The sequence below is a fragment of the Collinsella sp. CLA-JM-H32 genome (assembly GCF_040098165.1).
In the GTDB taxonomy this organism is placed as follows: Bacteria; Actinomycetota; Coriobacteriia; order Coriobacteriales; family Coriobacteriaceae; genus Collinsella.
On the sequence record NZ_JBBNMZ010000001.1, the window covers coordinates 56,749 to 82,020 of the forward strand.

Sequence of the window (25,272 nt, forward strand, 5' to 3'; positions counted from 1 at the left end):
TCAAATCCATATTTGAGTGTATCAGCGAACCCAAAAGGTTGCGCAACGAATGGGCAAATTAAGGATGCGAGCGGAAGCATCCATGCGATAAGCGGATACGAAGCATCTTTGTTGCACAACAAACTCACAGTCGCACGGGGAAATTATGACTACCCCGTGCGTCGCGAGGAAAACATATGGCAGGAGCAGGCTCGCCACCTAAATCGCGCGACGGGCCTCGATGGCACGGCCAAGCGTAAGCTCGTCGGCATACTCCAAGTCGCCGCCCACGGGAAGGCCGCTTGCCAGACGCGACACCTCGACGCCCAACGGCTTGATGGTACGGGCCAGATAGCTCGCCGTGGTCTCGCCCTCGATGTTGGGGTTGGTGGCGATGATGACCTCATGGATATCCTCGTGGCCCAGACGCGCCAGCAGCTCGCGGATGTGCAACTGCTCGGGACCAATCTTGTCCATGGGACTGATCACGCCACTCAATACGTGGTAGAGACCGTGGTAGCTGCCCGTGCGCTCGATCGCCTGGACGTCGCGCGGCTCGCCCACCACGCAAATGCGAGTGGTATCGCGCATCGGGTCCTGGCAGATGGAGCACTCGTCGGCCGTGGCGTAGTTAAAGCAGCGGCTGCAAAAGTGGACCTCCTGCTTGACCTCCAGGATGGCCTCGGCCAGGCGGCGGGCCTCCTCGGCATCGGCCTCGAGCAGGTAATAGGCGATGCGCTGGGCCGACTTGGGACCAATGCCCGGCAGACGGCCCAGCTCATCGAGCAGTTTTTGCAGACTGTGATTCGCACTCATATATATGCGTGTCTTAGAACGGCATGCCCGGGATGTTGAGGCCGCCGGTGATGGCGCCCATCTGCTTGTTGGCGAGCTCGTTGACGCCGCGGACGGCCTCGTTGACGGCAGCCATGATCATGTCCTGCAGCATATCGACGTCCTCGGGATCGAGCGCATCGGGGTCGATGGTGAGGTTGACGAGCTCCATCTCGCCGTTAACGGTCACCTTGACCATACCGCCGCCGGCAGAGGCGTCGACGGTCTGGGACTTGAGGTTCTCCTGCGCGGCGGCAAGCTGCTCCTGCATCTTGCGAGCCTGCTTCATCATCTGCTGCATGTTCATACCGGCCATGATGGCTCCTTTACGTGCGGCCGCACGCCGAGCTGCAAGGGCAGCCGGAGCACGGCGGGACTTTCAAACTCAAAAATCGTACCACGGCGCGGGGCAAGCAAGCGGGGCGGACGTGTTACCTCAGTCGATATACATGTCCTGGAGCGCAAGCCGCACCCATAGATTATGCAAAGTTGAATAATTCGCATCTGCATAATATTTAAAGCTAAATCTTGTAGAGCCGGAATCCGACATTTAATGCGTACCACTAAATGGCTAAATGCCGAGCCACTACTCGAGGCGGCGCTCATGACGGCGAGGTATAATTTGATTGCCATAGATAGTAATTTGGAGGTGCCCCATGAATGCCCCCAACGCGCTCCAAAACATCCGCTCAAAACACCCCGTTGCATATGTGGTTCTCTATCTCTTTGTCGGCTGGGCATTGCTGGTTGTCATCACCCATGCCATAGCTTTTGGAGCAGAACTGCTGATAGCCAGCTCGGACCAGCCCGTCGTCAAATGGGAGACGACCGATGAGTGCACCGACGGAACCCGAACCGTCTACTACAACAGCCCGTCCCTCTATCAAGAGTTCAAGGTCAAGATAAAGGACTTCAAGATTGTCGATGCCGAGCTAGGCGTTTATTTGGCAATCGGAGCAACCATTAACGCCGAGCAAGTCGAGTACACGGACAGCCATGCGACGTATCGTATCGACCTCAGCATCCTAGGCCGACCGTCACGCACCTGTCTGCTCAAATGCGACATACGCGGCACCACGTTGCACATGTCCGAAATACAGATGCGCCCGGGCAAAGAGATCTCTTCTTGAGCAGCATACCCGCCCGCACGGTTACTCCACCGGCTTGAAGATGGTGGACTGACCGAAGACGCTGCGGATGAGGGCCTTGGCCTCGTCCTCGGTCTGCGGGATGCTCGGGGCTGCGCCCTGATGGCCGAAGGGGCTGCCAGCACCGGGATTGGATTCCCAGGGAGCGGCGGGGACGTCGTCGTTTGCAGAGGCTGCGGGTGCCACAGCAGCGGCCTTGGTCGCGGACGCCGCACCCGGCACGTCGAACGGGGGCAGATTGTCCCCGCCGGCATCGGCAGCAAAACCACCGACCATAGCATCGTCGTAGGGCACCTGCTCGGATTCCCATGGCGCAGCCTGCGCAGGCGGCTGAGCCATGGGGACGGACGCGCGCTCGGGCGCTCGGGGCGCGGGCTCGGTCGGGAGCTTGCCCGTGGCAGGAGCACCGGCAGGGTTGTCGGAGCGCAGCCAAGGGGCCTTGGCCAGGTCAGATGACTTGGGCGCAGGCGCGGCAGCGGACTTGGGCGCGGGGATCGGAGCAGCCGGTTTGGGCGCAGCGGGTTCAGGCGCCGACGGGGTCGGTGCCGCTACCGGCGCCGCTTTTGGCTGCGTCGCGCTGGCGCTCGAGGATGCAGGGGGCACCGAGGACACGGGTTGCGGGTCCGCAGATACCGCAGCCCGTGCAGATGGAGAATGCTCCTCATGTTGAGGAGCCGGCGTGCCACCCCCATCCAGGACATAGTCGACGGTACGACGACCGAAGACCGCGCAGACCGTCGGCAGGACCACCGACTGCGTATCGGCGCGACCGAGCATCTTGATGGCAAAAGTCGAACCCGCGGGGAACGAGACCGTGAGCTTGGAGCCGTCGTCGGCCGTGGCGCGGGCGTTGAGCAAAAGCCCTGCGTAGGAGGCCTGACGAGCCTTGACGCGCTCGACGACCTCGGCCCATTTGCGCTGGAGCTCGCCGGCGTCCTCAACCGCGGGGGTCTCGGCAGCACCGGCGGCGGCAACCTGGGCGGCGTTGTTGGGCTTGGACACCGACACGGTCGATGCAGCAGGCGCGGAAGCCGGAGCCGCAACGGGCTGAGGTGCAGGCGTTACAGGTCTGGGCGCCGGCGCAGGAGCCGCGGACTTGGTCGCAGGCTGGGCAGCCGGAACAGCAGCGCCGCGGTCCCAAGGCATACCGCCCTGGCGCGCGGACGTAGCAGCGGGGGCAGCGGATGCCGCCGGAGCGGCAGCACGAGCGCCCGAAATGAGCGTCGGCTGTTGGGCAGCAGCGGGTACGGATGCTGCAGGCGCGGCGGCCTGAGCAGCAGCCACGCTCGCCGGCACGGCGCCGTTGGCAATCATGGCCTCCAGGCGTGCCACGCGCTCGGCCAATGCCTCAATCGTTAAATCGGCCTCGGGACGCGCCAGACGCGTGCAGGCAATCTCGAGCACCAGGCGCACGTCGCTCGCGCCCCTCATCTCCAGTGCGGCATCGTCGAGCACCGTCAGCACGCGGGCCAGGCGGTCGGCAGGATGCTCGCCAAAGGCAGCGGCCTCGGCAGCAAGCGCCTCGGCCTGCTCGGAGCCGCCCTCAAACAGCTCGGCACGGGCACCGGCAACGCAGGCAACGTACACGTCGCGCACATGCGCCACCAGGTCGCGCGTCAGCTCCAGCAGGTCATTGCCCTCCTCGACCTGCGCACGGATCAGTCCATAGAGCTCGGCAACATCGCGATCGGCAATGGCGCGGGAAAACTCGCCCAGGATCTGGTCCGAAACCTCGCCCAAAAGCGAGCGGGCGTCGTCCGCATGCACAGAACCGTTGCCAAAGACGCTCAGCTGCTCCAGCGTGGAAAGCGCGTCGCGCATACCGCCCTTGGCATGGCGCGCCACAATGGCGAGTGCCTCGTCGTCGTAATCGAAGCCCTCCTGCTCGCACACGTAAGACAGGCGATGCTCGATATCCTCGTTGCCGATGCGGTGGAAATCGAAGCGCTGGCAGCGTGAGAGAATGGTCTCCAGAATCTTTTGCGGGTCGGTGGTGCACAACACAAAGATCACGTGTGCCGGCGGCTCCTCGAGCGTCTTGAGCAGCGCGTTAAACGCCGCCGTTGTGAGCATGTGGACCTCGTCGATGATATAAATCTTGTACTTGCCGCGCACCGGGGCAAAGTTGACGGAGTTGATGATTTCCTCGCGCACATTGTCCACGCCCGTGCGGGAGGCGGCATCGAGCTCGTAGACATCGGGGTGGTTACCCTCGGCAATGAGCTCGCACTCCTCGCAAGTACCGTCGGGCATGCAGCCGCTTGCACCCTCGGCGCGCGCCGCCTCGGCATTGCGACACAGCAGCGCCTTGGCCAGAATGCGCGCCATGGTGGTCTTGCCCGTGCCGCGCGGTCCGCAGAACAGGTAGGCGTGGGACAGGCGCCCCTCGGTGATGGCGTGCTCGAGCGTCGAGACGATATGCTGCTGGCCCACCACGGAGTCGAAGGTGAGCGGGCGATACTTTCGGTACAACGATTCCATGGGTGCTCCCCCGGGTATACTGAGTCTTGTTGCCGCGGCGGCCATGCGGTCGCACGGCATACTGCATTCCATAATACCCGTACGGCGAGCCCGCCGCGATAGGAGTCCAAAGAGCATGGCAGACGCAGAGAGCAACCTCGTCCCCTCCGAAGCAGCCGACCAGGTCGAGGTCGCGCTCGAGGAGCAGGCCGCAGCCGACGACGGCATCCTGTACCTCAACGAGTACCAGTACGAAAACGACCTGGTCACCGACTTCGCCCGCCTGGTCGCCTCGCCCAGGCGTCGCGGCTCGCTGTATGTCGCCGCGGCAATTGCCGCGCTCATCGGCATCGGCATGCTGGTGGCCGGCGGCAACTGGATCAAGTTTGGCGTCGTCCTGATCGTGTTCGGCGCCTTTTTGGCCTGGTGGAGCAAAAACCTGCACCACACCCTCGCCCGCGACTTTATCGACGCCGTTGAGGCCGACGAGTCCATGGGTGGCCGCTATCGCCGCGTCGCCGCCAACGAGGACGGCCTGATGGTTTGGGGCAAGAGCGGCAAGTCACAGTTCTTCCCGTTTGAAAAGCTCGACCACGTGCTCGACGGCGAGCGCATCTTTGTGGCCATGTTCGCCGACCAGGGCGTGACGATCCCTAAGGACACCTTTGTCCGCGGCGATGCCGAGCAGTTCGGTCCCTTCCTCAAGGCCCGCATCAACAAAAAACTCCGCATCGAGACCAAACGCAAGAAGATGAAGGCAGAAAAGGCCGCCGTCGAGGCCAAGCAGGGCGACAAGCCCCAGGAGACCAAGGGCAAGCAGCGCAAGCAGAAGAAGAACAAGAAAAAGCGCTAACCCGAGCACGGGGCCCAAGCTCCGGCCGCCTGCTTAGGCGTAACTTAGACTGACAGCGGAAACCGCATCCCGTTTTGGCGTTCCAAAGCGGGATGCGGTTTCCCTTTGGGCGTCGATTCGGAAACTGCATCCCATTCTGGGCCAATATTCTGGGATGCAGTTTCCGCAGTATGCCCCATTGGGAAAGCGCATCCCATTATTTGGCTGAGAACTGGGATGCATTTTCCGGACGGCTCAAGACGGGGCCAAGAAGAATGTCGCCCCGTCCCCGTTTTCCTCCCCATGCACCCGAGCGTGCTACACTAGCAGCATCTATGCCACCGCGAACGGCTCGGTCCCGCGCCCGCCGCTCGCAAACGAACTTTAAACGCACGAGGGTTGGCCATGCCGCTTTTCTCGCAACATACCGCCCGGTTCTCGCCGGACGTTCCTTTGGAGGGCACCAGCTCTCGCGAGCTGCTCAAGCGGTACCAGCCGCTCGAGACACTTGCGACCGGCGGTTTTGGCTCCATCGAGATCTGCCGCGACACGCACCTGCGCCGCCGCGTCGCCATTAAACGCATCCCCCTTATCAACGGTGCCGGCATGCCCGCCAGCGACATCATGGATGTCCTGCGCGAGGCGCACACTGCCGCCATGCTTCAACATCCCAATATCGTGCAGGTCATCGACTTTACGCACGACACAGCCTATGCCTACCTGGTCATGGAATATGTCGATGGCATGTCGCTGGCCGAGTTTTTGCATCGCGTAGACGGCCACTCCCTTACCTTTGACGAGGCCGCGGCCATTGCCGATGCCTTGGGCCAGGCGCTCACCTTCGCCCACAGTAACGGCGTACTCCACCTGGACATTAAGCCCGCCAACGTGCTCATCGACCACTCGGGCAATGTAAAGCTCACCGACTTTGGCATGGCGCGACTGTCGTCTGCCGGTGGCTTTGGCGGCTCACGCGGCGGCACCATCGGCTACATGCCGCCCGAGCAGCTCGATATCGAGACCGGCACGGTCGATGAGCGCGCCGATGTCTTTGCCCTCGCCTGTGTGATCTACGAGGGCCTGTGCGGCAACGCTCCCTTTATGGCGGCCACGCCCGCCGACTCGCTCGACCGCATCATCGGCGGCGCCACCTATCCCAGCGAGCTGATACCACACTTTCCCCCGGGAGCCGAGAGCGCGCTCATGAGCGCGCTCTCCCCCATGCCGCAGGACCGCCCCAACAGCATCGAGGCATTTTGCGACCAGCTCCTTGCCGGTCTGGGCAGCGTGCGCGAGGGCCGTCGCAGCCTGGAGCAAATGGTTGGCGAGCTTTCGGATGACGAGCAGGAGCTCGACGGTATCGAGCCGTCGCACTACGAGGACGACGCCATCGAGGTCGACCCCGTACTCGGCTGGGCGGGCACGCGCTGGAGCCATGCGCGCGACTACACCATGCGCATTATCTCGGCGCTAACGTGCGGCACCTTTAGCTTTTTGCTGATGCAAACGGCCGGGGTCGCGGCGCTTCCCGGCCTGGTCATTGCGGCTATCGCAATCGGAGCGGCGGCTGGCCTGGCCCCCCAGATTGGCTCGGCCATCTCGGCTGTGGGCTTTTTGGTGCTCATGGCCAACGCCACCATGCAGGCGCAGGGCATCCTGTCGATGTTGCCCGTCGCGGTGATCTTTGCCGCCGCCATGTCCGGTTGGTGGATCGCCTGGGGTCGCACCGAGGCTGCCGCGAGCGCCGCACTCACCTGTGCACTCGCGCTTGGCTGTCTGACCGGCAATACCTTCCTGGCAGCTGGGGTCGCCGCCGGCGTCGCGTCATTTTGGCTCGGCCCGGCAAGCGCCGCCGCGGCAACGGGCATGGGCGCGCTTTTTGCCCGTCTGGCCACGGTCGCGCTTTCAGCCGGAGGCGTGCTGGGGCTCGGTAACGTTGCCGCAGCGCTGGGAGATCCGCTCCTTTGGACTGCCTTTGGGCTGATCGCGGCAACTGCCGCAGCGTCATCCGCGCTGCTCAATGCCCATGCCAAGCGTGCCGACCAGGGCTCAAACCTTGCCGCAATCGCCGCCATCGCTGTCACCGGCATCGGCTGCGCAGCGGCGTCCTGTCTTGCACACCATATGGAAATTGCCAGCCTTGCAGCCGCGGTCGTCGCCAAGGCGGCGGTTGCGGGAATCCTATCCTCTATAATCGTTGGGATATGCCTATATTTGCTCGGATACCAAAGAACCTATACGGAGAGTGATCTTTCGTGAACTTCCTGAACATCTTCGAGGACCACGTGGCCGGCATCTTCGGTGCCACCCGTGCCCCGTTCTCCTTTAAGAAGCTTGCCAAGCAGGCCGCTCGCGACATGGAGGATCAGACTCTGGTGATTAACGGCGTCAACACGGCGCCGGCACTCTATACCATCCTTATCGCCGCCGACGACGATCCCATGCTCGCCCCGTTCTACCCCGAGCTTTCGCGCGAGGTCCGCGAGTTTGTGAAGGCGCAGGCCGAAAAGCGCCGCTATGTCTTTGTCGGCGAGCCCCTCGTGCGCTTTATGATCGATCCGCAGCTGCGCGCCGGCAAGTTCTCGGTCTTTGCCGAGAACGTCGATGCCCCCACGCTCGGCCGCCTGTACGAAGAAGAGCGCGCCTATCAAAACGGCCTGGGCCAGAACAACTCCGCGGCAAGCCGTGCCGCCAGCGCCCCGCGCGCCGGCCAGCAGCAGTTTGCCGCCCCGCAGCAGCAGCGCCCCGCCGCCATGCCCCAGCAGCAGCCGACGCCTCGCGCCGCCGCTCCCGACCCGCTTGCCGTGGCAGACCCCTTCGCGCCTAGCGTCCCCGACCCCGCCGCCGCACCCATCCCGGTGCCGCAGACCGTCTCGCGCGACTCGCTTGCCGGCATGGGCGGAGCCGCCGCGACCGGTGCCGCCGTGGGCCTAGGCGCCGCAGCCGGCATCGCCTCCAACATGGCGAGCACTCGCGCCCCGCAGCGCCCGCTCGCCCAGCTCGTCGACGTCGTGAGCGGCGAGAGCCATAGCATCACCTCCGCACAGGTGACCATCGGTCGCGAGCGCTCAGTTTCCGACATTGCCCTGCGCGACCCCAACGTGTCGCGCCGCCACGCCCAGCTCACCTTTACGGGCTCGGATTGGTCGATCGAGGACCTCAATTCCACCAACGGCACGCTCGTCAACAACCGCCGCATTACGCGCTGCCCGCTGCGCAACGGCGATCTGCTGACGTTTGGCCTGAGTACCTTTGAATTTAGGGGATAGTCGCTTATGAACATCGATATCGTCCTTTTTGCAGGCCGCATCGTCCTGGTCGCCCTGCTCTATATCTTCCTGTTCGCCGTCATGAAGACCGGCGTGGGACTTGTGCGCGGGCAGCGCCGCGACTCGGCTATCTGGACGATTGATGTGGACAAGGGTCCGCGCGGTATCCGCGGCATCCACGTAGACATGCTCGGCCCCGTCATCGTCGGTCGCTCGCCGTCTTCGGACATCTGCATCAACGAACCGTTCGTCTCGGCCTCGCATGCGCGCTTTTCGCTGCAGGGCCCGGCGCTCATCATCGAGGACCTCAACTCGCTTAACGGCACGCTCGTCAACGGCCGCCAGCTCGTGGAGCCCGCGACGCTGCGTGAGGGCGACGAAGTCCAGATTGGCGACGTGGTCATGAAGGTGAACCGTCGATGATCGACGAGGAGAACAAGTCCGCAACTATGACCGAGGCACCGGCCGCCGCCACAGCTGCGCCGGCCCACGCCGCTCCGGCGGGCTCCGCACCCGTGGAGCCCGAGGACACCGTGTTCTCCCTGCCTCTTTCGCATGTAACGCATGATATTTCGGATCTAGCCGATAACGAGGACGAAGAGGATGCCGTAGCGGCGCCCATCGGCGCACATGCTGCGGAACAGCCCACAGCGCCCGAAGCAACCCCGGCGCCGGCTCACTTTGCAGAGCCCGTCGCCGCGGCAATCAACGAGAGCACTGCGGTGTTTGCGGCACCCGAGCCCGCCGCGCCGGCGTTTCCCATAGCCCCGGCATCCGAGGTTGCGCCCGCGTCTACGCCGGCGCCCGAGCCTATAGACGTCAGCCCGCAAGACGACGAGTCGACCGCCCGCGTGTCCGAGGAGCCCGGCTCCCCGGACACCGGCGATTCTGAATCAAACGCCGAGACCGACACCGTCTCTCCCGGTGACACAGCAGAGATCGACGTTGCCGCCGTTGAGGCCAAGCTCAAAGACCCCGGGTCGACCATGAGCTTTGAGCCCCTGACCGAGGAACGCATCGAGACCGACTCGACCTATGATGCCGGCACCACCACGCAACTCATGTGGGGCGCCCGCTCTGACGTTGGCTGCGTGCGCCCGCACAATGAGGATTCCTACCTGGTGCAGTCGCCGCTCTTTTGCGTATGCGACGGCATGGGCGGTCACGCCGCCGGCGAGGTAGCCTCTTCTATCGCTGTCGAGACCATCGCCAAGACAGCTCCTCAGTCTGCCGACGCCGCACGCCTGGCGGCAGCCGTCGAGGCTGCTAACGCCGCCGTAATCGAGGCCGCCTTGAATGGCCTGGGCAAGCCCGGCATGGGCTGCACAGCCACTTGCGCCTATATCGAAAACGACACGCTCGCCATCGCCCACGTGGGCGACTCGCGCGCCTACCTGCTCCACGAGGGCACGCTCATCCGCGTGACCCGCGACCACTCCTATGTGGAAGAACTCGTGGACGCCGGCGAGATCACGGCAGACGAGGCTCGCGTCCACCCCAACCGTTCGGTCATCACCCGCGCACTGGGCTCGGACCCCGCCATGTATGCCGACCACTTCACTCTGCATATCGAGGAAGGCGACCGTCTGATCCTGTGCTCCGACGGCCTTTCGAGCATGATTCCCGATAGCGATATCGAGAACATCGCCACGCAGTCCTCAACCGCGCAAATCTGCGTCGACAACCTAGTGGACGCGGCGCTTGCCGCCGGCGGCCACGACAACGTAACCGTAGTAGTCGTTGACCTGGTTGACGATGGCGTTATGCGCGAGGCGCAACGCGTGCGTCGCCGCAACGTTACTATCGCCGCCATCCTGGCCCTCGTCTTTGTGCTGGCAGCTGGCATCTGGGCCTACACGGGTGTCACCGGCTCGTACTACCTGGGTACCTACCAGGGCAATGTCGCCGTCTGGCGCGGCCTGCCCGGCAAGCCACTCGGACTCAAGCTCCACTGGCTCGAAAGCGAAACCAGCATCAAGCTGTCCGACCTGCCCGAAGACACGCAAAACCGCCTCAAGGCGGGCATTCCGCAAACAAGTGTCGACGATGCGCAGGACACGATATCCAAGTACCGCCACCAGATCGACGAGGAGCAGACCCGCCAGGTGATCGACGCGCAAACGATTCGCGACAACACCAATCAGGGATCGACCTCCGAATCAGATTCCGAGAAAACCGCCGAACAGTCCGCCGAGGCCGAAGCCTCCGATAAGAATTAGAAAGGGAGTGCCGCTTATGAGTCGCCGCAACACCGAGCTGCTCTTGCTCATCGCCTCGGCGTTCCCCGTCATCCTGCTGTATGCGATGTACGTCCTCACCGCGGGCGCTGCCATCTCCTTTGAGACGCTCGCCGTACCGATCGGCCTCTTTGCCGCCTTTGCCGCGGCCCACATTGCCGTGCGCATCTTGGCGCCCGGTGCCGACCCCGCCATCCTGCCCATTGTCTTTGTGCTTTCGGGCATCGGTATCACGTTCGTGACGCGTCTCGCACCCGCTCTCGCGATCTCACAGCTCATCATCCTGTTTGTCTCGGTGGCCCTGATGGTGGGGACGCTCGCGTTGGTTAAGAACCTCGACGTGGTCATGCGCTACAAGTACACCTTTGGCATCATCGGCATCATTCTGCTGATGCTGCCCATCTTTATCGGCACCACGATCTCGGGTTCCAAGCTCTGGATTCGCATCGCGGGCTTTACCATCCAGCCCGGCGAGTTCGCCAAGGTCTTTATCGTCCTGTTCCTGGCCGGCTACCTGGCCGAGAACCGCGAGCTGCTCTCCATCTCCAACCGCAAGATTCTGGGCTTTAAGATCCCTCGCCTGCGACTGCTGCTGCCGCTGTTTGCCGTGTGGGGTGTGTGCCTGCTCGTCGTCGTCTTCGAACGCGATCTGGGCTCTGCCGTACTGTTCTACACCATCTTCTTGCTGATGCTCTACGTTGCCACGGGGCGCTTTTCGTATGTCGTTATCGGCCTTGCGCTCTTAGCCGTCGGAGCCGTGGGCGCCTACAAGTTCCTGTCTCACGTTCAGGTGCGTTTCCAGGTTTGGCTCGATCCGTTTAAGGACGCCCAGGGCCAGGGCTACCAGATCGTCCAGTCGCTCTTCTCGCTTGCCGATGGTGGTCTGGTCGGTGTTGGCATCGGCAACGGCATGGCCAACAACATCCCTGTCGTCGAGTCCGACTTTATCTTCTCGGCTATCGGCGAGGAGATGGGCCTTTTGGGCGGCGGCGCCGTGCTCATCCTGTTTATGCTCTTTGCCGTGCGTGGCCTCACCACGGCTGCCCGCGCTAAATCCGACCTCGCCGCCTTTAGTGCCACAGGCCTTACGGCCGCCATCAGCTTCCAGGCCTTCTTGATCGTTGGCGGCGTAACCCGCCTGATCCCGCTGACCGGCGTCACTCTGCCCTTTATGAGCCAGGGCGGCTCCTCTCTGCTGGCGAGCTTTATCATCGTCGCGCTCCTGCTGCGCGCCGGTGACGAGGCGACCGGACGCGAGGCCGAGCTTACCGGCACCGGCACCATGGCCGCCATCACCGATGATCAGGTCGCATCTGCCGCCGCCCCGACGGGCACGCGCTTTGCCACCTCGTCTTCCTACGGCAGCGGCAGCCATTCCATCGGCTCGCGTATGCGCCGTCGCCTGCTCGACACGCCTGAATCCGGTGTGCTCGGCCGCGTTGCGCTCGCCAACCGTCTAACCCGTGCGGTGCTCGCCTTTACGGCGCTGTTCGCCATCCTTATCGGCAACCTCACCTATGTCCAGGTCATCAAGGCCAAGGACTATCAGGACATGCCGACCAACAACCACACCATCGCCCGCTCCAAGTACATCCAGCGCGGCTCCATCATCACGTCCGACGGCGTGACGCTGGCCGAGTCGCTGCAGCAGGAGGACGGCACCTACGTACGCTCCTACCCCAACGGTAACCTGGCAGCGCACGTGGTTGGCTATGTGAGCCAGCAGTATGGCACCACCGCCATCGAGAGCGCCATGAACGACACGCTCACCGGCTCTAAGGATTACTCCAGCTGGAACAATGCCATCGCGTCGCTCGCGGGCCAGACCCAACCGGGCAACACCGCCAAGCTCACCATCGACTCGCGTATCCAGACGGCGGCCGAGCAGGCACTCAAGGGCTTTAAGGGCGCTGTAGTGGTCATCGACCCGCGTACCGGCGCGGTGCTCGCATGTGCCAGCTCGCCCACCTACGACAACACCAACATCGATGCCCTGCTGCAGACGGGCGGCGGCGAGGACGGCTCCATGTACAATCGCGCCATGGACGCGCTGTACACGCCGGGCTCAACGTTTAAGGTCGTTACGCTTTCCGCGGCACTCGAGACCGGTACCGCCAGCCTTACCAGCACCTACCAGGCGCCCGGCTCCATGGACATCGGCAACGCACCGGTCACCAACTATGCCAACGAGAGCTACGGCACCATCAGCCTGCAGCAGGCCTTTGCCGTGTCCTCCAACGTCGTCTTTGGCCAGGTGGCAAACGAAGTTGGCGCAAACACGCTCGTGCAGTTTGCCAACGCCTTTGGCTACGGCCAAAAGCTCGGCCAGGACCTGACCTCCGCGGCCTCCATCATGGCCGACCCGTCGCTCATGACCGAGTGGGAGACCGCCTGGGCCGGCGCCGGCCAGCCTGTCGGCATGGACCACACGCCCGGCCCGCAGACCACCGTCATGCAAAACGCCGTGATTGCCGCCGCCATCGGTAACAGCGGCGTGGTCATGGACCCGTACTTTGTAGCCCAGGTACTCGCCCCGGACGGAACCGTGGTCAAGACCACGCAGTCCCGCTCGCTTGGTCAGGCCGTCAGCTCCGCCACGGCCGACCAGGTCAAGCAGGCCATGCTTGCCGTCGTCCAGTCCGGCACCGGCACCGATGCCCAAATCCCCGGCGTCAAGGTCGCCGGCAAGACCGGCTCGGCCGAGACTGGCGGCACCAACGTCAACTCGATGTTCGTTGGCTTTGCACCTTACGATTCACCCACGGTCGCCATCTCGGTGGCCTTGGAGGATTTCGACAAGCATGACGTCAAGGCCGCTAAGATCGCCGGTATCGTCCTGACCGCAGCGCTTGCCGCACAGGGAGCGTGATGCCCATGATCGAATCGGACACCCGAGGCGCGCCGCGGCCTAAGGGTTAGCGGCAACGCGTCACACGGCCCCAGCGGCCACATCGTAGGTACTACACACATCGTTGAGCGAATAGTTATGTTAGGAGCAGGAATGGAACAGAGGGTCCTCGGGGGAAGATACCTCCTCAAGGATAAGGTGGGAACAGGCGGCATGGCGACCGTCTACCGTGCACAGGACCAGGTTCTCGACCGCACGGTAGCCGTCAAGATCATGCTGCCGCAGTATGCTGGCGACGCGACCTTCGCCGCACGCTTTAAGCAGGAGGCCCAGGCAGCAGCCGGCCTCTCCTCCCCCTATATCGTGGGCGTCTACGATTGGGGCAAGGACGGCGACACCTATTACATCGTCATGGAGTACCTGCGCGGCACCGACCTTAAGAGCGGCATCAAGAGCCACGGCGCCCTCGACCCCAAGAAGGTCGCCCAGATCGGCTCGCAGATCAGCTCCGCGCTTTCGGTCGCCCACAAGCACGAGATCATCCACCGCGACATTAAGCCGCAGAACATCATGGTGCTGCCCGACGGCAACATCAAGGTGATGGACTTTGGCATCGCGCGCGCCAAGAACAGCCACCTCACGCAAGACAACAACGTGCTGGGAACCGCCCACTACGTCAGCCCCGAGCAGACCCGTGGTCAGGACCTCGGCCCCACCTCGGATATCTACTCGCTGGGCGTCGTGATGTACGAGTGCGCCACCGGCCGCGTCCCCTTTGACGGAGACGACGCTATCTCGGTCGCACTCAAGCAGGTCAACGAGCTGCCTATTCCGCCGAGCCAGATCAACTCCGGTGTCGACGCCGACCTTGAGCGCATCATCCTCAAGTGCATGGAGAAGGACCCGGCAAACCGCTTCCAGACCGCCGACGAGCTGCGTCAGGTGCTCAACAGCTACCTGTCGGGCCGTGCCGTCAACGTCTCGGAGCCCACGCGCATCATCGGTGCCCCCGGTGAGCTGGGCGCCACCAAGACTCGCGAGCTTTCCGATCAGACGCGCGCCATGGTGCGTCCCGTCTCGGGCGTGAGCGGCCAAAATACCGCCCGCAGCTCGGTTTCGGGCTCCACCGGCTCCTACGAGGTCGAAAAGCCCAAATCCAACAAGAACAAGATCATCGCCGCCGTGGTGGCAGCCGTTGCCGTCATCGGCATCGTGGTGGCCTTTGCCACAGGACTCTTTGGCGGCGAGCAGGTCACCGTGCCCGATGTGCTGGGCAAGGACCAGCAGACTGCCGTCGAGCTGATCAAGGAAGCCGGCCTCGAGGTCGGCACCATCGACCAAAGCTACAACGACGATGTCGACGAGGGCAAGGTCGCCGAGCAGACGCCCAACGGCAACACCAAGAAGACCAAGGGCACCAAGGTGAACCTGGTAATCTCCAAGGGCCCCAAGCCCTCCGAAAAGGTTGAGGTTCCCAAACTTGTCGGCCTGACCAAGGACCAAGCAGAAGCCGCACTGGCAAGCGTTGGCCTGAAGGGCAACGCCTCCGAGGAGGCCAACGAGGCTGATGAGGGCCAGGTCTTTGAGCAGGGCACCGAAGCCGGTAAGGAAGTCGCGAAGGGCACGACCATCTCGTACAAGGTCTCGAGCGGCCCGGATACCACGTCCGTCCCCGACCTGACCGACATGACCGAGGCCCAGGCGCGCAACGCCCTCGATATGGCAGGCTTTGGTGTCGACGTGAGCTACCAGGAGAACGACTCGGTTACCGAGGGCACCGTGATCAGCTGGAACCCCAGCGGCAAGCAGAAGCCCGGCGCCACGATTACCGTCGTCATCGCCAAGAAGTCCGGCAAGGCCACCGTCCCGGGCAACCTGTACGGCAAGAGCATTTCCGCCGCCGTTACCGCGCTCAACAACGCCGGTTTCTATAACATTGGCTTCTGTGACCAAAACGGCAATCCCGTAAGCGGTAACGAGGATGCCACCGTTACGGGCGTCTCCCCCACTGGCAAGCAGTCCACCGACAGCACGATTACGCTGACGGTCGCACTTTCTGGTTCGGGCTCGGGCTCGGGCACGAGCACGGGCGACGATTCCGGTACGACCAACTAGTCGCCACCCCACCGCTCATCGCGGCTTTCGCCGCAAACATATTCGCTCACAGGCGCCCGCTTGCTCCCCCAGTAAGCGGGCGCTTTCTTTATCTGAAGCAGCGAATACTACGGCATGCCTTAAACCAAAAGAGCCCGGCACCGTAACGGTACCGGGCTCGATATTCCTCTGGTGCCCCCGGGCGGATTCGAAAACTCCCCCGCGGGGAAATGAGTGACGCGGGTGTCGACGGTTCGAATCCGCCGGCAGCTCCCACAAACCAGAAACGACGCCGCTCTCGCGACGCCGTCATAATCTTCTGGTGCCCCCGGGCGGATTCGAACCGTCGACACCCGCTTTAGGAGAGCGGTGCTCTATCCCCTGAGCTACGGAGGCATGTTGTACTAGTGTAGCAGATTTACTGCATCGCAATACGTCGCATGACTAGACTTCGAAGTTGCGGTGGAATAGTTCCTGTCTGAAGCATCTAAAGCCGTATTTAGGAACTATTTCACCGCAACTTATGAGGAGCTAGTTACCTTTGTGGAAGAGGTTTTTGATAACGGAGGGGATGCTCTTGGCACCCTTGGCCGTTACATCGATAAAGTCGGGCGAACGCACGAGCTTATCCTCGTCGACGTACTTGCGGACAGCACGAAGCGTCTCTTTGTCGTCGCGCGTCGAAAACGTAAAGTGACCGTTGTCCTTGGTGAAGATGGCAAAACGCGTGATCTTCTTGGTGCCGCGCAAAACCTCGGCGGCAATATAGTCGACCTCGTCCCACGGGATTTGAATATAATCCTCGGGATTGCGCTCGTTATAGTACTCAAACGCCTTATTGCCCACCATCACGTTACCGTGGCTGGTAAGCCCCATCAGGCAGGTTGCCGGCGTTGCCAGATCGACCGTGCTGTTCTGAGATTGCGCCATACGCGCCTCGCCCTCCAATAAAAACAATCGGACCGCATCCAGTGTACCCACCGGGTGCGGTCCGTTTCAATGGCTCAAAAGCCCTTACCTAGCAACTCTCGGTCTTAAGCCGAAGCGTGCTTACATGAAGCCGCAGAAGCGACCGATGATGCCGACGGCGAAGAGAGCCAGGATGATGACGATCGGGCTGACCTTCTTCTTGAGGAGCTTGCAGACCAGCAGGGTCAGGCACACGGCGGCAAGGCCAGGGATGAGCTGATCGAGGTTGGCCTGAAGCGTGGTGACCTTCATCTGATCAAGGGCGGTAGCACCGACGGAGTTGTACATCGTCAGCGCTTCCTTGATACCCTCGGAACCGGAGGGCAGGCTAGCCCAGTCGATAAAGGCGCCAGCAGACTGCTTGACCGTGGAGACGATCGGGGTGAAGGAAATGGACACCCAGCGCTCGACCAGGGCGCCGATGATGAACATACCCAGGATGGAAGCGCCCTCGGTGACCTTGCCCATCAGACCACCGGAGAGGTCCTTGGCGATGGAGGAGCCGACCTTGTAGCCAAACTCCTGCGTGTACCACAGGAAAGCGTAACGGATGATGTTCCACGCGAAGAAGAACAGCAGCGGACCGACGATGCTGCCGGACATGGCCAGGGAAGCGCCCAGAGCGCCCAGAATCGGGCGAAGGGTGAACCAGAAGACGGGGTCACCGACGCCGGCGAGCGGGCCCATCATACCGACCTTGACGCCCTGGATGGCGACATCATCGATCGGAGCACCGTTGGCGCGCTCCTCCTCGAGGGCGAGGGTAACGCCAATGACGGGGGCGGAAACATAGGGGTGGGTGTTATAGAACTCCAGGTGGCGCTTAAGAGCGGCAATCTGGTCATCCTTGCTGGTGTAGAGCTTCTTGATCGCAGGGATCATTGCGAAGCACCAGCCGCCGTTCTGCATACGCTCGTAGTTCCACGAGCCCTGAAGGAACTGATGACGGAAGCAAACCTTCTTGCGGTCAGCCTTGGTGAGCTGAATCTTGTTCTCTGCCATATGTATCACTCCCCTCCTACTCGTAATCGTTCAGAATGTCGCCGAGCGGGTCGCCGGAGCCACCGCCCATGCCGCCACCCTGCTTGGCCAGATCCTTAAGGCCAAGGTAGATGAGGGCAAGGGAGATGCCGATGAGACCAAGGGCGATCAGCGTGAGCTGAGGGATGGCAGCAAGGACGAAGCCGAGGACGAAGAACGGCCAGGTCTCCTTGGTGGCCATCATGTTGATGACCATGGCGTAACCGACGGAAGCGACCATGCCGCCGCCGACAGCCATGCCGCCGGACAGCCAGTCGGGCATAGCGTTAAGCGCGTTGGTAACGGCCTCGGCCGGGATGACGCACAGAAGCACTGCCGGGATGGCGATACGAAGGCCCTGCATGAGGATGGCAGCATACTGCCAGCGCTCGATGCCGGAGAAGTCGCCCTTCTCGGCGCAACCGTCCATGGCGTGAGCGATAGCGGTAGCAATGGTACGGCAGATCATGGTCAGGAACAGACCAGCGACCGACAGCGGGACGGCGACGGCGATAGCGGTGGTAACGGCCTTGGCCGAATCGGTGGCGCCACCGTTGAGGGCGAGCACCATGATGATCGAAGAAGCGACCGAGGCCAGAGCGGCGTCAGGCGCGACAGCGGCGCCGACGTTAGCCCAGCCAAGGGCCATCATCTGGAGCGAACCGCCCAGGAGGATGCCTTCCTGAAGGTGACCGGTTACGAGACCGATAAGCGTGCATGCCACGAGCGGCTGATGGAACTGGAACTCATCCAGAATGCCTTCCATACCGGCAAGCAACGCGACAATCGCAACAAGCAGAATAGTGATTGCAGACATGTATCGGACCCTCCTTTACTATGCTTGAGCGGCCAGTTCGGCCTTAGCTTTCTTCAACATGGCGTCGAGATCCTCGGAGGAATCCGAAGGAACCTTGCGGACCTCGAACTTGACGCCCTTGGCCTTGAGAGCCTCGAGAGTCTTGACATCGTCATCGCCCATAGCGACGGCGTTGGTGACGACGACCTTGCCCTTGGAGTGAGCCATGGAACCGATGTTGACTTCCTTGATGTCGACGCCGGCCTCGATGGCCTTGAGCAGATCCTGCGGGTTCTCAAAGAGCAGCATGGCCTTGGTGTCACCAAAGCGCGTGTCCTTGACGACCTCGGCCATCTTCTTGATGGGCACGACGTTGGCATGGACTCCCGGAGGGGCAGCCTGCTCGATCATGGTCTTACGGAGCTCGTCGTGAGCAACGCCGTCGGAAACCACGATGATGCGGTTGGGGTTGATCTGCTTGGTCCACGTGGTGGCCACCTGGCCATGAAGCAGACGGGTGTCGATACGGACGTGGGCGATCTTGATGTGCCCATCGCCGATGACCGTTCCCGGAGAGATGGCGCCTGCAGGAGCAGCGGCGGCCGCAGCCGGCTTCTTCTCCTCGGGCTCCAGAGACTCGGGCTTGACGCGCACGCCAGCCTTAGCCTCAGTCACGAGATGTTTTGCGATCGCATGTGCAGTGTTCTTTGCGTCAAAGCGCTGCGAATATGCCTCGATGAGCATAGGCAGGTTGACACCGGTGACGATAGCCCAGGAATCGTGGCCCTCGATGAGCCCGCTGATCTGGTTGAACGGCGTGCCGCCCCACAGATCAACGAGGAAGAGCACCTGCTCCTGGTCCTCGAAGGAAGCGACTGCTTCCTCGACCTTGGCACGGAAATCGTCGGGGCCCATGCTCGGCTCGAGCGAGACCACGGCAACAGACGGCTGATCGCCAAAGACCATCGAGCCCGTCTGCTTGATTCCAGCTGCCAAGTCCCCGTGGCTAGCAAGAACAATACTTACCATCACATAACCTCCTTTTTGTCTACGTATTTCCTACACGACATGAAAGGAGTATACCTGTTTGGATTGTGGAATTATAGCTAAATTCGCAAATGGTTGGATTACTTGTATAAACGTCTAAGTTTGTTACAAATTGATTACGTTACTGCTTTTTGACTCATTACACGACAAGGCGTCGCTCATCAAGCCATGCATTTTACAGATACAAGCAGGCTGTTCATTAATATCGATTTTAGGCAAGCGCGAATGCGCTTGTACTGCCGCTATTTTGTTTAAACAGACATGGCTTGACTATTTTCGTGACTTATGGTCTATGAAACCACTCAAAATAGTTGCGGTGGAATAGTTCTTGTTTAAGAGCCAGAAGGCTGGATTTAGGAACTATTTCACCGCAACTTATAGGGGATCCTAGACGATGTGGAGAGGGTTGGCGGCGTCGACGGCATCGGGGGCGTCGGAGAGGCCGTCAGGAGCAGCGTCTGCCGGGTCCTCGTCGGGGGTCTCGATCTGTTTGATCATGACCTCTTGGCCCTGCAGCAGGTATGTCTCGCCGCTACCGCAATGGGGGCAGGTCTTGCCGTACTCGACCGTCGCGTAGTCGCAGCCGCACGCCTCGCAATGTGTCACGGCCTCGACGGGCTCCACGATAAGCTCCGCGCCCTGCGCGATAGGCTTTTTATCTGCTGCCCAGCGCCAAGCGTCGAGCAGCAAGTCGGGAACGACGCCCGAGACCTCGCCCAGCAGCAACGTCACGCTCGAAACGCGACGCACGCCATGAGCGCGCGCCACATTCTCGACATCGCGAATGATGTGATACACGATTCCGAGCTCGTGCACTTTTAATTCCTTCCGCCGTTCCCGTTATGACTACTTACTTGCGACCGAACTTAATCTTGATGGCGCGCTTTAGAGCGTACTTGCCGAGGCTTGGGAGCTTTTGCTCGTATTTGACCATCGTGGAGCACTCGGGGCGGTCGCGATCCAGATGGATGGCGTCAAACGCGCACTTGGTGGTGCACAGGCCGCAGCCAATGCACTTGTTGGGGTCGACGATCGAGGCGCCGCAGCCCAGGCAGCGGGCGGTCTCGGCGCGCACCTGCTCCTCGGTAAAGGTCTCAACATACTCGCTAAACGGCGCAGCCTTCTCGCGTTCGCGGTCCACATGCGCAACCTCGCGGCTCGCGTTGTCGTAGCTCTCGAGCACAACGTCGTTGCGGTCGAGCGCGGTGTAGCGGCGCTGGTTGCGGCCGATGGTGAGCGTGGAGCCCGGCTGCACAAAGCGATGGATGGACACCGCGGCCTCGTGGCCGGCGGCGATGGCGTCGATGGCAAAGCTGGGGCCGGTGTAGACGTCGCCGCCCACAAAGATGTCTGGCTCGGCGGTCTGGTAGGTCTGGGGATCGGCAAGGGCACCCTGGCCGCGGCCGAGCTCCACTTTGGAGCCAGCCAGCAGGTCGCCCCACACAATGGACTGGCCAATCGACATGACGACACGGTCGGCATCGACACGGCGCAGGTCGTTCTCGTCGTACTCGGGCGCAAAACGGCCCTCGTCGTCAAAGACACGCGTGCAGCGCTTGAAGGTGATACCGCACACACGACCGGCCTCGTCCAAGTGAATCTCCTTGGGGCCCCAGCCGCAGCTGATGTGCGCGCCGTCCTCAACGGCCTCGCGACGTTCTTCCTCGCTGGCGGGCATCTGGGCCTCGCTCTCCAGGCAGAACATCTCAACGTGCTCAGAACCCAGACGACAGGCGTTGCGGGCAACGTCGATAGCCACGTTGCCGCCGCCCACCACAATGGTGCGGCCGGGCAACGCGTCGATCTTGCCACTGTTGACCTCGCGCAAAAAGTCGACGGCTACGGTCACGTCCTCGGCATCCTCGCTCGGAATGCCGGCAAGGCGGCCGCCCTGGCAGCCAATGGCAACGTAGAAGGCCTTAAAGCCCTGCGCGCGCAGCTCGTCGAGCGTCACGTCGCGACCGACTTCCACGCCATAGCGGAACTCGGCACCCATCAGGCGAATGACCTCGACCTCGGCCTCGATAACATCCTTCTGCAGCTTAAAGCTGGGAATGCCGTAGGTAAGCATGCCGCCCGGGTGCTCGTTCTTCTCGAACACGACGGGCCTGTAGCCCTTCTCGGCCAGATAAAAGGCGCAGGACAGACCGGCCGGACCGGCGCCGATGATGGCGATCTTCTGGTCGAAGCCGCCGGCACGCGTTGGGGTCACCACAGGTGGGACATAGCGGGTCGCGGCATCCAGATCGCGCTGGGCGATGAACTTCTTGACCTCGTCGATGGCCACGGCGGCGTCCACACGGCCGCGAGTGCAGGCATCCTCGCAGCGGCGGTTACACACGCGGCCGCAGATGGCGGGCAGCGGGTTCTCACGCTTGATGAGCGCCAGCGCCTCGTCATAGCGACCCTGAGCCGCGAGCTTCAAATAGCCCTGAACGGCGACATGCGCGGGGCAAGCCGTCTTGCAGGGAGCGGTGCCGGACTCGTGCGTCTCGATGCGGTTGTCGTTGCGGTAGTTGGGCGACCACTTGGTGTGGTCCCACTTGGTGGCATCGGGCAGCTCCTGGCGCGGATACTCGGGCACCTGTCCGCCGGCCTTTTTGCTGCAGAGCTTCTGGCCCAGCTTGGCGGCGCCGGCCGGACACACCTCAACGCAGCGACCGCAGGCCACGCACTTGTCCTTCTCGACCTTGGCGACATAGGCCGAGCGCGACAGGTTGGGCGTGTTGAACAGCTGCGAGGTGCGCAGGGCGTAGCACACGTTGACGTTGCAGTTGCAGATGGCGAAGATCTTGTTCTCGCCGTCGATATTGGTGATCTGGTGCACAAAGCCGTTGTCCTCGGCCTGGCGCAGGATGTCGTAAACCTCGTCGCGGGTCACGTAATGGCCACGATCGGTTTCGACCACGTAGTCGGCCATATCACCCACGGCGATACACCAATCGGCCGGGTCGTCGGCGCAGCCCTCACCCATCACGCGACGGCTCGCGCGGCAGCTGCAGGTGCTAGCGGCATATTTGCCATCGTATTTGTCGAGCCAATGCTCGATACGCTCGATCGGCACCGAGGTGCTCGAAGCATCGATAGCCTTCTCGACCGGAATGACATGCATGCCGATACCGGCGCCTCCGGGCGGCACCATCGGCGTGGCCTTGGACAGCGGTCCCTTGGACGCCTGCTCAAAGAACTTGGCATAGACCGGGTGCTCCTCGAGCTGGCTCACGCGCATGTTGAGGAACTCAGCGGAACCCGGCACCAGCATGGGCAGCACCCACTGCTTGGCGCGCTCGGGGTTTTCCCAGTTGTACTCGAGCAGACCCGTGTAGCTCATGTCGTCGAGCATCTTCTCGATATCGGCCTCGGGCATGCCGGTGAGCTTGGCCATCTCGGGCAGCGTATAGGGACGGCGCATCTTCATCTTGCAGAGCACTTCGGCCTGCTCGTCGGTCGCGGCCTCGGCAAACGACCAGTACTCGTAGCCCAACAGCTCGTCGCGATGCAGCTGACGGTTGGTGCAGTGCTCGCACAGCTTGACGATGGCCTCGCGCGGATGCTCCGGCAGCGGCGGCACGAACTCCGCACCGATATCGGGCTCGGTGTAGCTAATCCCCGGTCCGTTGAGAATCATGGTTGTCCCTTCTCTTGCCACAGCCCGACGAGGCCGCAGCGCCCCTCTTTTTTTGCAGCCCGGGCATGCCCCATGCCGTTCACCCGCCATTGTTGACATTGTGTCAAAAATAGTATTGACGAACCGTCAACAATATTCAAGACTGTTAGGCGAACGGTCAGGCAAAAGAGGATGAAAGGCGGCAAAACATGGGCAACAACACAGCAGGTACCTCTGTGGTCGATGCCGTCCCCGCATCCGATAGCGCGGCAAAGCGCTTGACGGGCGACGAACGCCGTCGCGAGATCCTCGATGCCGTGCGCACCGTAAGCTCCGAGCTGGGCGTGTCCCACCTATCGGTATCAGCCGTGACCAAGCGAGCCGGCTGCACACGCTCGCTGTTCTACCACTACTTCGCCGACATGGACGCCGCCGTCACCGCTGTTATGGACGAGGCGATCGACGGTTTTATCTCCGAGCTCGAGCAGTGGAACGCCGGCCGCACCGTCGGTGATATCGAGGGCGCGCTCGACACCGTCGCCCCGCTCTTTAAGCGTCTGGTCGTGAGCGGCCACGAGCTGCCGAGCACGCTCACCTCGAGCAGCGGTGCGCTCTACGGCGGCTTTTTGCACAACGTTGTCCAGCGCGTGGCGCAGTATATCTGCGACACCACCGTGGTGGATTTTGTCGCCCATCATGAGCTACGCATCGACCATGTCTACGAGACGTTCTACACCCTCATCATGGGGTTGTTGATGTATATCCGCACGCACCCCGATGTGCCCGACGAGACGGTCAAGGAAATCATCGCCTCGACACTCCACATCGAGGGCTATACCGCCAAGTATCCGGAGCGCAAGCCCCAAAACTGACGACATTTGGCCAAACTGCCCGCGATCGGAAGAGGGGCCGCGGGCGTGTGAAAGGAGAGCAGCATGCTGTTCGATGTTTGGGGTAGCGATACCCTTATCCACTGGACCGGCTGGGCCATGGTCTTTATTGGTCTCATCGTGCTCAACGAGGTCGGCCGCCGCACCAAGCTGGGCGCGGCAATCATCTTTGGCGTGGCTCCGCTGGCCATGACCATCTACTGCGTCGCCATCGCCATCGGCGTCTCACAGGGCGCCGAGTGGGCGCTCACCAACCCCACCCATGTGTACCAGAACAGCTGGTTCCACTACGCCAAGGTATACGCGGCGCTGGCCGGTTGCTGGGGCTTCATTGCCATTAAGTACCAGTGGGGCAAAATCGGCAAGGCGCATTGGTTCCGCGCATGGCCGTTTGTGATCGTCGCCATCAACATCATGATCGCCGTCGTGTCCGACTTCGAGAGCGCCTATCACTTCTTTGTCCTGGGCGAGTCCACCTGGGTCACCTCCGAGGGCGCCAGGCAGCTGGCCGGCTGGAACAACGTGTTCAACGGCATCGCCGGTATCATCAACATCTTCTGCATGACCGGTTGGTGGAGCGTCTACGCCTCCGAGGATCAAACCGACATGCTGTGGCCCGACATGACCTGGGTCTACATCATCGCCTACGACATCTGGAACTTCTGCTACACCTACAACTGCCTGCCCACCCATTCCTGGTTCTGCGGCTTTGCGCTGCTGTTGGCGCCCACCGTCGCCGCCTTTATCTGGAACAAGGGCGGCTGGATCCAGAACCGCGCCTTTACGCTGGCCATTTGGTGCATGTTTGCCCAGGTGTTCCCGTACTTCCAGGAGGAGTCCGTCTTTGTGACCCACTCCACGCTCGACCCCGGCGCCGCTACCGCGGTCTCGATCGCCGCACTGATCGCCAACGTCGCCGCGATCATCTACATCGCCTACCGCGCCAAAAAGCTCGGCCGCAATCCCTACAAGCAGGATGTCTTTGAGGGCACCAGCGATTGGGAGAAGGCTACCGCTCGCCGCGCCAAGGTTGATTACGCACACGCCGAGTAACGCGCCTGGCGCAGACATCGCTTGAGCACGAAGCAGCATAGCCGGCTCCGCGCAACTCAACGCATTGTAGAGCCCCCGGAATGTGATTCGTTCGCGTTCCGGGGGCCTTTTGCTGCCGCGAGGATGCGGCCGAACGATACGCTCGAGTTAAATCGGATCTTATATTTCGCACGCGCTTTATATGGCTCC

19 protein-coding genes and 1 tRNA gene are annotated in these 25,272 nt (G+C 62.2%); 10 read left to right on the top strand and 10 right to left on the bottom strand.

The window, feature by feature from the left end:
• Window positions 1-198: 198 nt before the first annotated feature.
• A complete protein-coding gene (gene recR / locus AAA021_RS00235; protein ID WP_349087498.1) occupies window positions 199-795 on the bottom strand; it encodes a recombination mediator RecR in 597 nt (198 codons plus the stop codon).
• Window positions 796-808: 13 nt separating this feature from the next.
• On the bottom strand, window positions 809-1,129 hold the full coding sequence (locus AAA021_RS00240) for a YbaB/EbfC family nucleoid-associated protein (protein ID WP_006235174.1): 321 nt from the start codon (window positions 1,127-1,129) through the stop codon (window positions 809-811).
• A 340-nt stretch (window positions 1,130-1,469) separates the two neighbouring features.
• Between AAA021_RS00240 and AAA021_RS00245 the strand changes: the two genes are divergently transcribed.
• Window positions 1,470-1,943 (top strand): hypothetical protein, encoded by a 474-nt coding sequence (locus AAA021_RS00245; RefSeq protein ID WP_161178034.1) that lies wholly within the window; start codon window positions 1,470-1,472, stop codon window positions 1,941-1,943.
• 21 nt (window positions 1,944-1,964) lie between these two features.
• On the opposite strand, the gene dnaX is transcribed toward AAA021_RS00245, so the two are convergent.
• Window positions 1,965-4,442, bottom strand: coding sequence for a DNA polymerase III subunit gamma/tau (dnaX, locus tag AAA021_RS00250; protein ID WP_349087500.1), 2,478 nt, complete (start codon window positions 4,440-4,442; stop codon window positions 1,965-1,967).
• Window positions 4,443-4,557: 115 nt separating this feature from the next.
• Between dnaX and AAA021_RS00255 the strand changes: the two genes are divergently transcribed.
• From AAA021_RS00255 to pknB, 7 genes are all read left to right on the top strand, one after another.
• On the top strand, window positions 4,558-5,274 hold the full coding sequence (locus AAA021_RS00255; RefSeq protein WP_271746831.1) for a hypothetical protein: 717 nt from the start codon (window positions 4,558-4,560) through the stop codon (window positions 5,272-5,274).
• 384 nt (window positions 5,275-5,658) lie between these two features.
• Window positions 5,659-7,512, top strand: a complete 1,854-nt coding sequence (locus AAA021_RS00260) for a serine/threonine-protein kinase (protein WP_349087502.1) — start codon at window positions 5,659-5,661, stop codon at window positions 7,510-7,512.
• Window positions 7,509-8,522, top strand: coding sequence for an FhaA domain-containing protein (locus AAA021_RS00265; protein ID WP_195503750.1), 1,014 nt, complete (start codon window positions 7,509-7,511; stop codon window positions 8,520-8,522). Before AAA021_RS00260 ends, AAA021_RS00265 begins: the two co-directional genes overlap by 4 nt.
• Before the next feature lie 6 nt (window positions 8,523-8,528).
• Entirely contained in the window at window positions 8,529-8,945 is a 417-nt protein-coding gene (locus AAA021_RS00270) for an FHA domain-containing protein (RefSeq protein WP_006235180.1), read from the top strand.
• Window positions 8,942-10,741: a Stp1/IreP family PP2C-type Ser/Thr phosphatase gene (locus tag AAA021_RS00275; RefSeq protein WP_349087504.1), complete on the top strand. Its 1,800-nt coding sequence runs from the start codon at window positions 8,942-8,944 to the stop codon at window positions 10,739-10,741. The genes AAA021_RS00270 and AAA021_RS00275 overlap by 4 nt, the downstream gene beginning before the upstream one ends.
• A 16-nt stretch (window positions 10,742-10,757) precedes the next feature.
• The gene (locus AAA021_RS00280; protein WP_349087506.1) at window positions 10,758-13,628 is read left to right on the top strand and encodes an FtsW/RodA/SpoVE family cell cycle protein; all 2,871 of its coding nucleotides are present in this window, start codon (window positions 10,758-10,760) and stop codon (window positions 13,626-13,628) included.
• 132 nt (window positions 13,629-13,760) lie between these two features.
• Window positions 13,761-15,722: a Stk1 family PASTA domain-containing Ser/Thr kinase gene (gene pknB / locus AAA021_RS00285; RefSeq protein ID WP_349087507.1), complete on the top strand. Its 1,962-nt coding sequence runs from the start codon at window positions 13,761-13,763 to the stop codon at window positions 15,720-15,722.
• Window positions 15,723-16,021: 299 nt separating this feature from the next.
• On the opposite strand, the gene AAA021_RS00290 is transcribed toward pknB, so the two are convergent.
• From AAA021_RS00290 to AAA021_RS00320, 7 genes are all read right to left on the bottom strand, one after another.
• A tRNA-Arg gene (locus tag AAA021_RS00290) sits at window positions 16,022-16,097 on the bottom strand.
• A gap of 135 nt (window positions 16,098-16,232) precedes the next feature.
• Window positions 16,233-16,631 (bottom strand): DUF956 family protein, encoded by a 399-nt coding sequence (locus AAA021_RS00295; protein ID WP_006235193.1) that lies wholly within the window; start codon window positions 16,629-16,631, stop codon window positions 16,233-16,235.
• Window positions 16,632-16,751: 120 nt separating this feature from the next.
• Window positions 16,752-17,672 (bottom strand): PTS system mannose/fructose/sorbose family transporter subunit IID, encoded by a 921-nt coding sequence (locus AAA021_RS00300; RefSeq protein WP_055310058.1) that lies wholly within the window; start codon window positions 17,670-17,672, stop codon window positions 16,752-16,754.
• 16 nt (window positions 17,673-17,688) lie between these two features.
• Entirely contained in the window at window positions 17,689-18,507 is an 819-nt protein-coding gene (locus tag AAA021_RS00305) for a PTS mannose/fructose/sorbose transporter subunit IIC (RefSeq protein ID WP_006235195.1), read from the bottom strand.
• 18 nt (window positions 18,508-18,525) lie between these two features.
• Window positions 18,526-19,515: a PTS sugar transporter subunit IIB gene (locus tag AAA021_RS00310; RefSeq protein WP_349087508.1), complete on the bottom strand. Its 990-nt coding sequence runs from the start codon at window positions 19,513-19,515 to the stop codon at window positions 18,526-18,528.
• A 405-nt stretch (window positions 19,516-19,920) separates the two neighbouring features.
• A complete protein-coding gene (locus AAA021_RS00315) occupies window positions 19,921-20,349 on the bottom strand; it encodes a hydrogenase maturation nickel metallochaperone HypA (RefSeq protein ID WP_349087510.1) in 429 nt (142 codons plus the stop codon).
• Window positions 20,350-20,383: 34 nt separating this feature from the next.
• A complete protein-coding gene (locus AAA021_RS00320; RefSeq protein WP_349087511.1) occupies window positions 20,384-23,161 on the bottom strand; it encodes an FAD-dependent oxidoreductase in 2,778 nt (925 codons plus the stop codon).
• A 188-nt stretch (window positions 23,162-23,349) separates the two neighbouring features.
• On the opposite strand from AAA021_RS00320, the gene AAA021_RS00325 reads away from it, so the two are divergent.
• Complete coding sequence (locus tag AAA021_RS00325; RefSeq protein WP_349087512.1) at window positions 23,350-24,012, top strand: TetR/AcrR family transcriptional regulator; 663 nt, start codon at window positions 23,350-23,352, stop codon at window positions 24,010-24,012.
• Window positions 24,013-24,075: 63 nt separating this feature from the next.
• Window positions 24,076-25,083 (top strand): DUF5692 family protein, encoded by a 1,008-nt coding sequence (locus AAA021_RS00330; RefSeq protein ID WP_349087513.1) that lies wholly within the window; start codon window positions 24,076-24,078, stop codon window positions 25,081-25,083.
• Window positions 25,084-25,272 lie beyond the last annotated feature (189 nt).

What these genes read in the sequence shown, in the direction of transcription:
- recR (WP_349087498.1), bottom strand. Translation starts at nt 795, where the DNA reads ATGAGTGCGAATCACAGTCTGCAAAAACTGCTCGATGAGCTGGGCCGT.
- dnaX (WP_349087500.1), bottom strand. Translation starts at nt 4,442, where the DNA reads ATGGAATCGTTGTACCGAAAGTATCGCCCGCTCACCTTCGACTCCGTG.
- AAA021_RS00245 (WP_161178034.1), top strand. Translation starts at nt 1,470, where the DNA reads ATGAATGCCCCCAACGCGCTCCAAAACATCCGCTCAAAACACCCCGTT.
- AAA021_RS00270 (WP_006235180.1), top strand. Translation starts at nt 8,529, where the DNA reads ATGAACATCGATATCGTCCTTTTTGCAGGCCGCATCGTCCTGGTCGCC.
- AAA021_RS00240 (WP_006235174.1), bottom strand. Translation starts at nt 1,129, where the DNA reads ATGGCCGGTATGAACATGCAGCAGATGATGAAGCAGGCTCGCAAGATG.
- AAA021_RS00320 (WP_349087511.1), bottom strand. Translation starts at nt 23,161, where the DNA reads ATGATTCTCAACGGACCGGGGATTAGCTACACCGAGCCCGATATCGGT.
- AAA021_RS00275 (WP_349087504.1), top strand. Translation starts at nt 8,942, where the DNA reads ATGATCGACGAGGAGAACAAGTCCGCAACTATGACCGAGGCACCGGCC.
- AAA021_RS00260 (WP_349087502.1), top strand. Translation starts at nt 5,659, where the DNA reads ATGCCGCTTTTCTCGCAACATACCGCCCGGTTCTCGCCGGACGTTCCT.
- AAA021_RS00295 (WP_006235193.1), bottom strand. Translation starts at nt 16,631, where the DNA reads ATGGCGCAATCTCAGAACAGCACGGTCGATCTGGCAACGCCGGCAACC.
- AAA021_RS00305 (WP_006235195.1), bottom strand. Translation starts at nt 18,507, where the DNA reads ATGTCTGCAATCACTATTCTGCTTGTTGCGATTGTCGCGTTGCTTGCC.
- AAA021_RS00325 (WP_349087512.1), top strand. Translation starts at nt 23,350, where the DNA reads ATGGGCAACAACACAGCAGGTACCTCTGTGGTCGATGCCGTCCCCGCA.
- AAA021_RS00300 (WP_055310058.1), bottom strand. Translation starts at nt 17,672, where the DNA reads ATGGCAGAGAACAAGATTCAGCTCACCAAGGCTGACCGCAAGAAGGTT.
- pknB (WP_349087507.1), top strand. Translation starts at nt 13,761, where the DNA reads ATGGAACAGAGGGTCCTCGGGGGAAGATACCTCCTCAAGGATAAGGTG.
- AAA021_RS00330 (WP_349087513.1), top strand. Translation starts at nt 24,076, where the DNA reads ATGCTGTTCGATGTTTGGGGTAGCGATACCCTTATCCACTGGACCGGC.
- AAA021_RS00255 (WP_271746831.1), top strand. Translation starts at nt 4,558, where the DNA reads ATGGCAGACGCAGAGAGCAACCTCGTCCCCTCCGAAGCAGCCGACCAG.
- AAA021_RS00280 (WP_349087506.1), top strand. Translation starts at nt 10,758, where the DNA reads ATGAGTCGCCGCAACACCGAGCTGCTCTTGCTCATCGCCTCGGCGTTC.
- AAA021_RS00310 (WP_349087508.1), bottom strand. Translation starts at nt 19,515, where the DNA reads ATGGTAAGTATTGTTCTTGCTAGCCACGGGGACTTGGCAGCTGGAATC.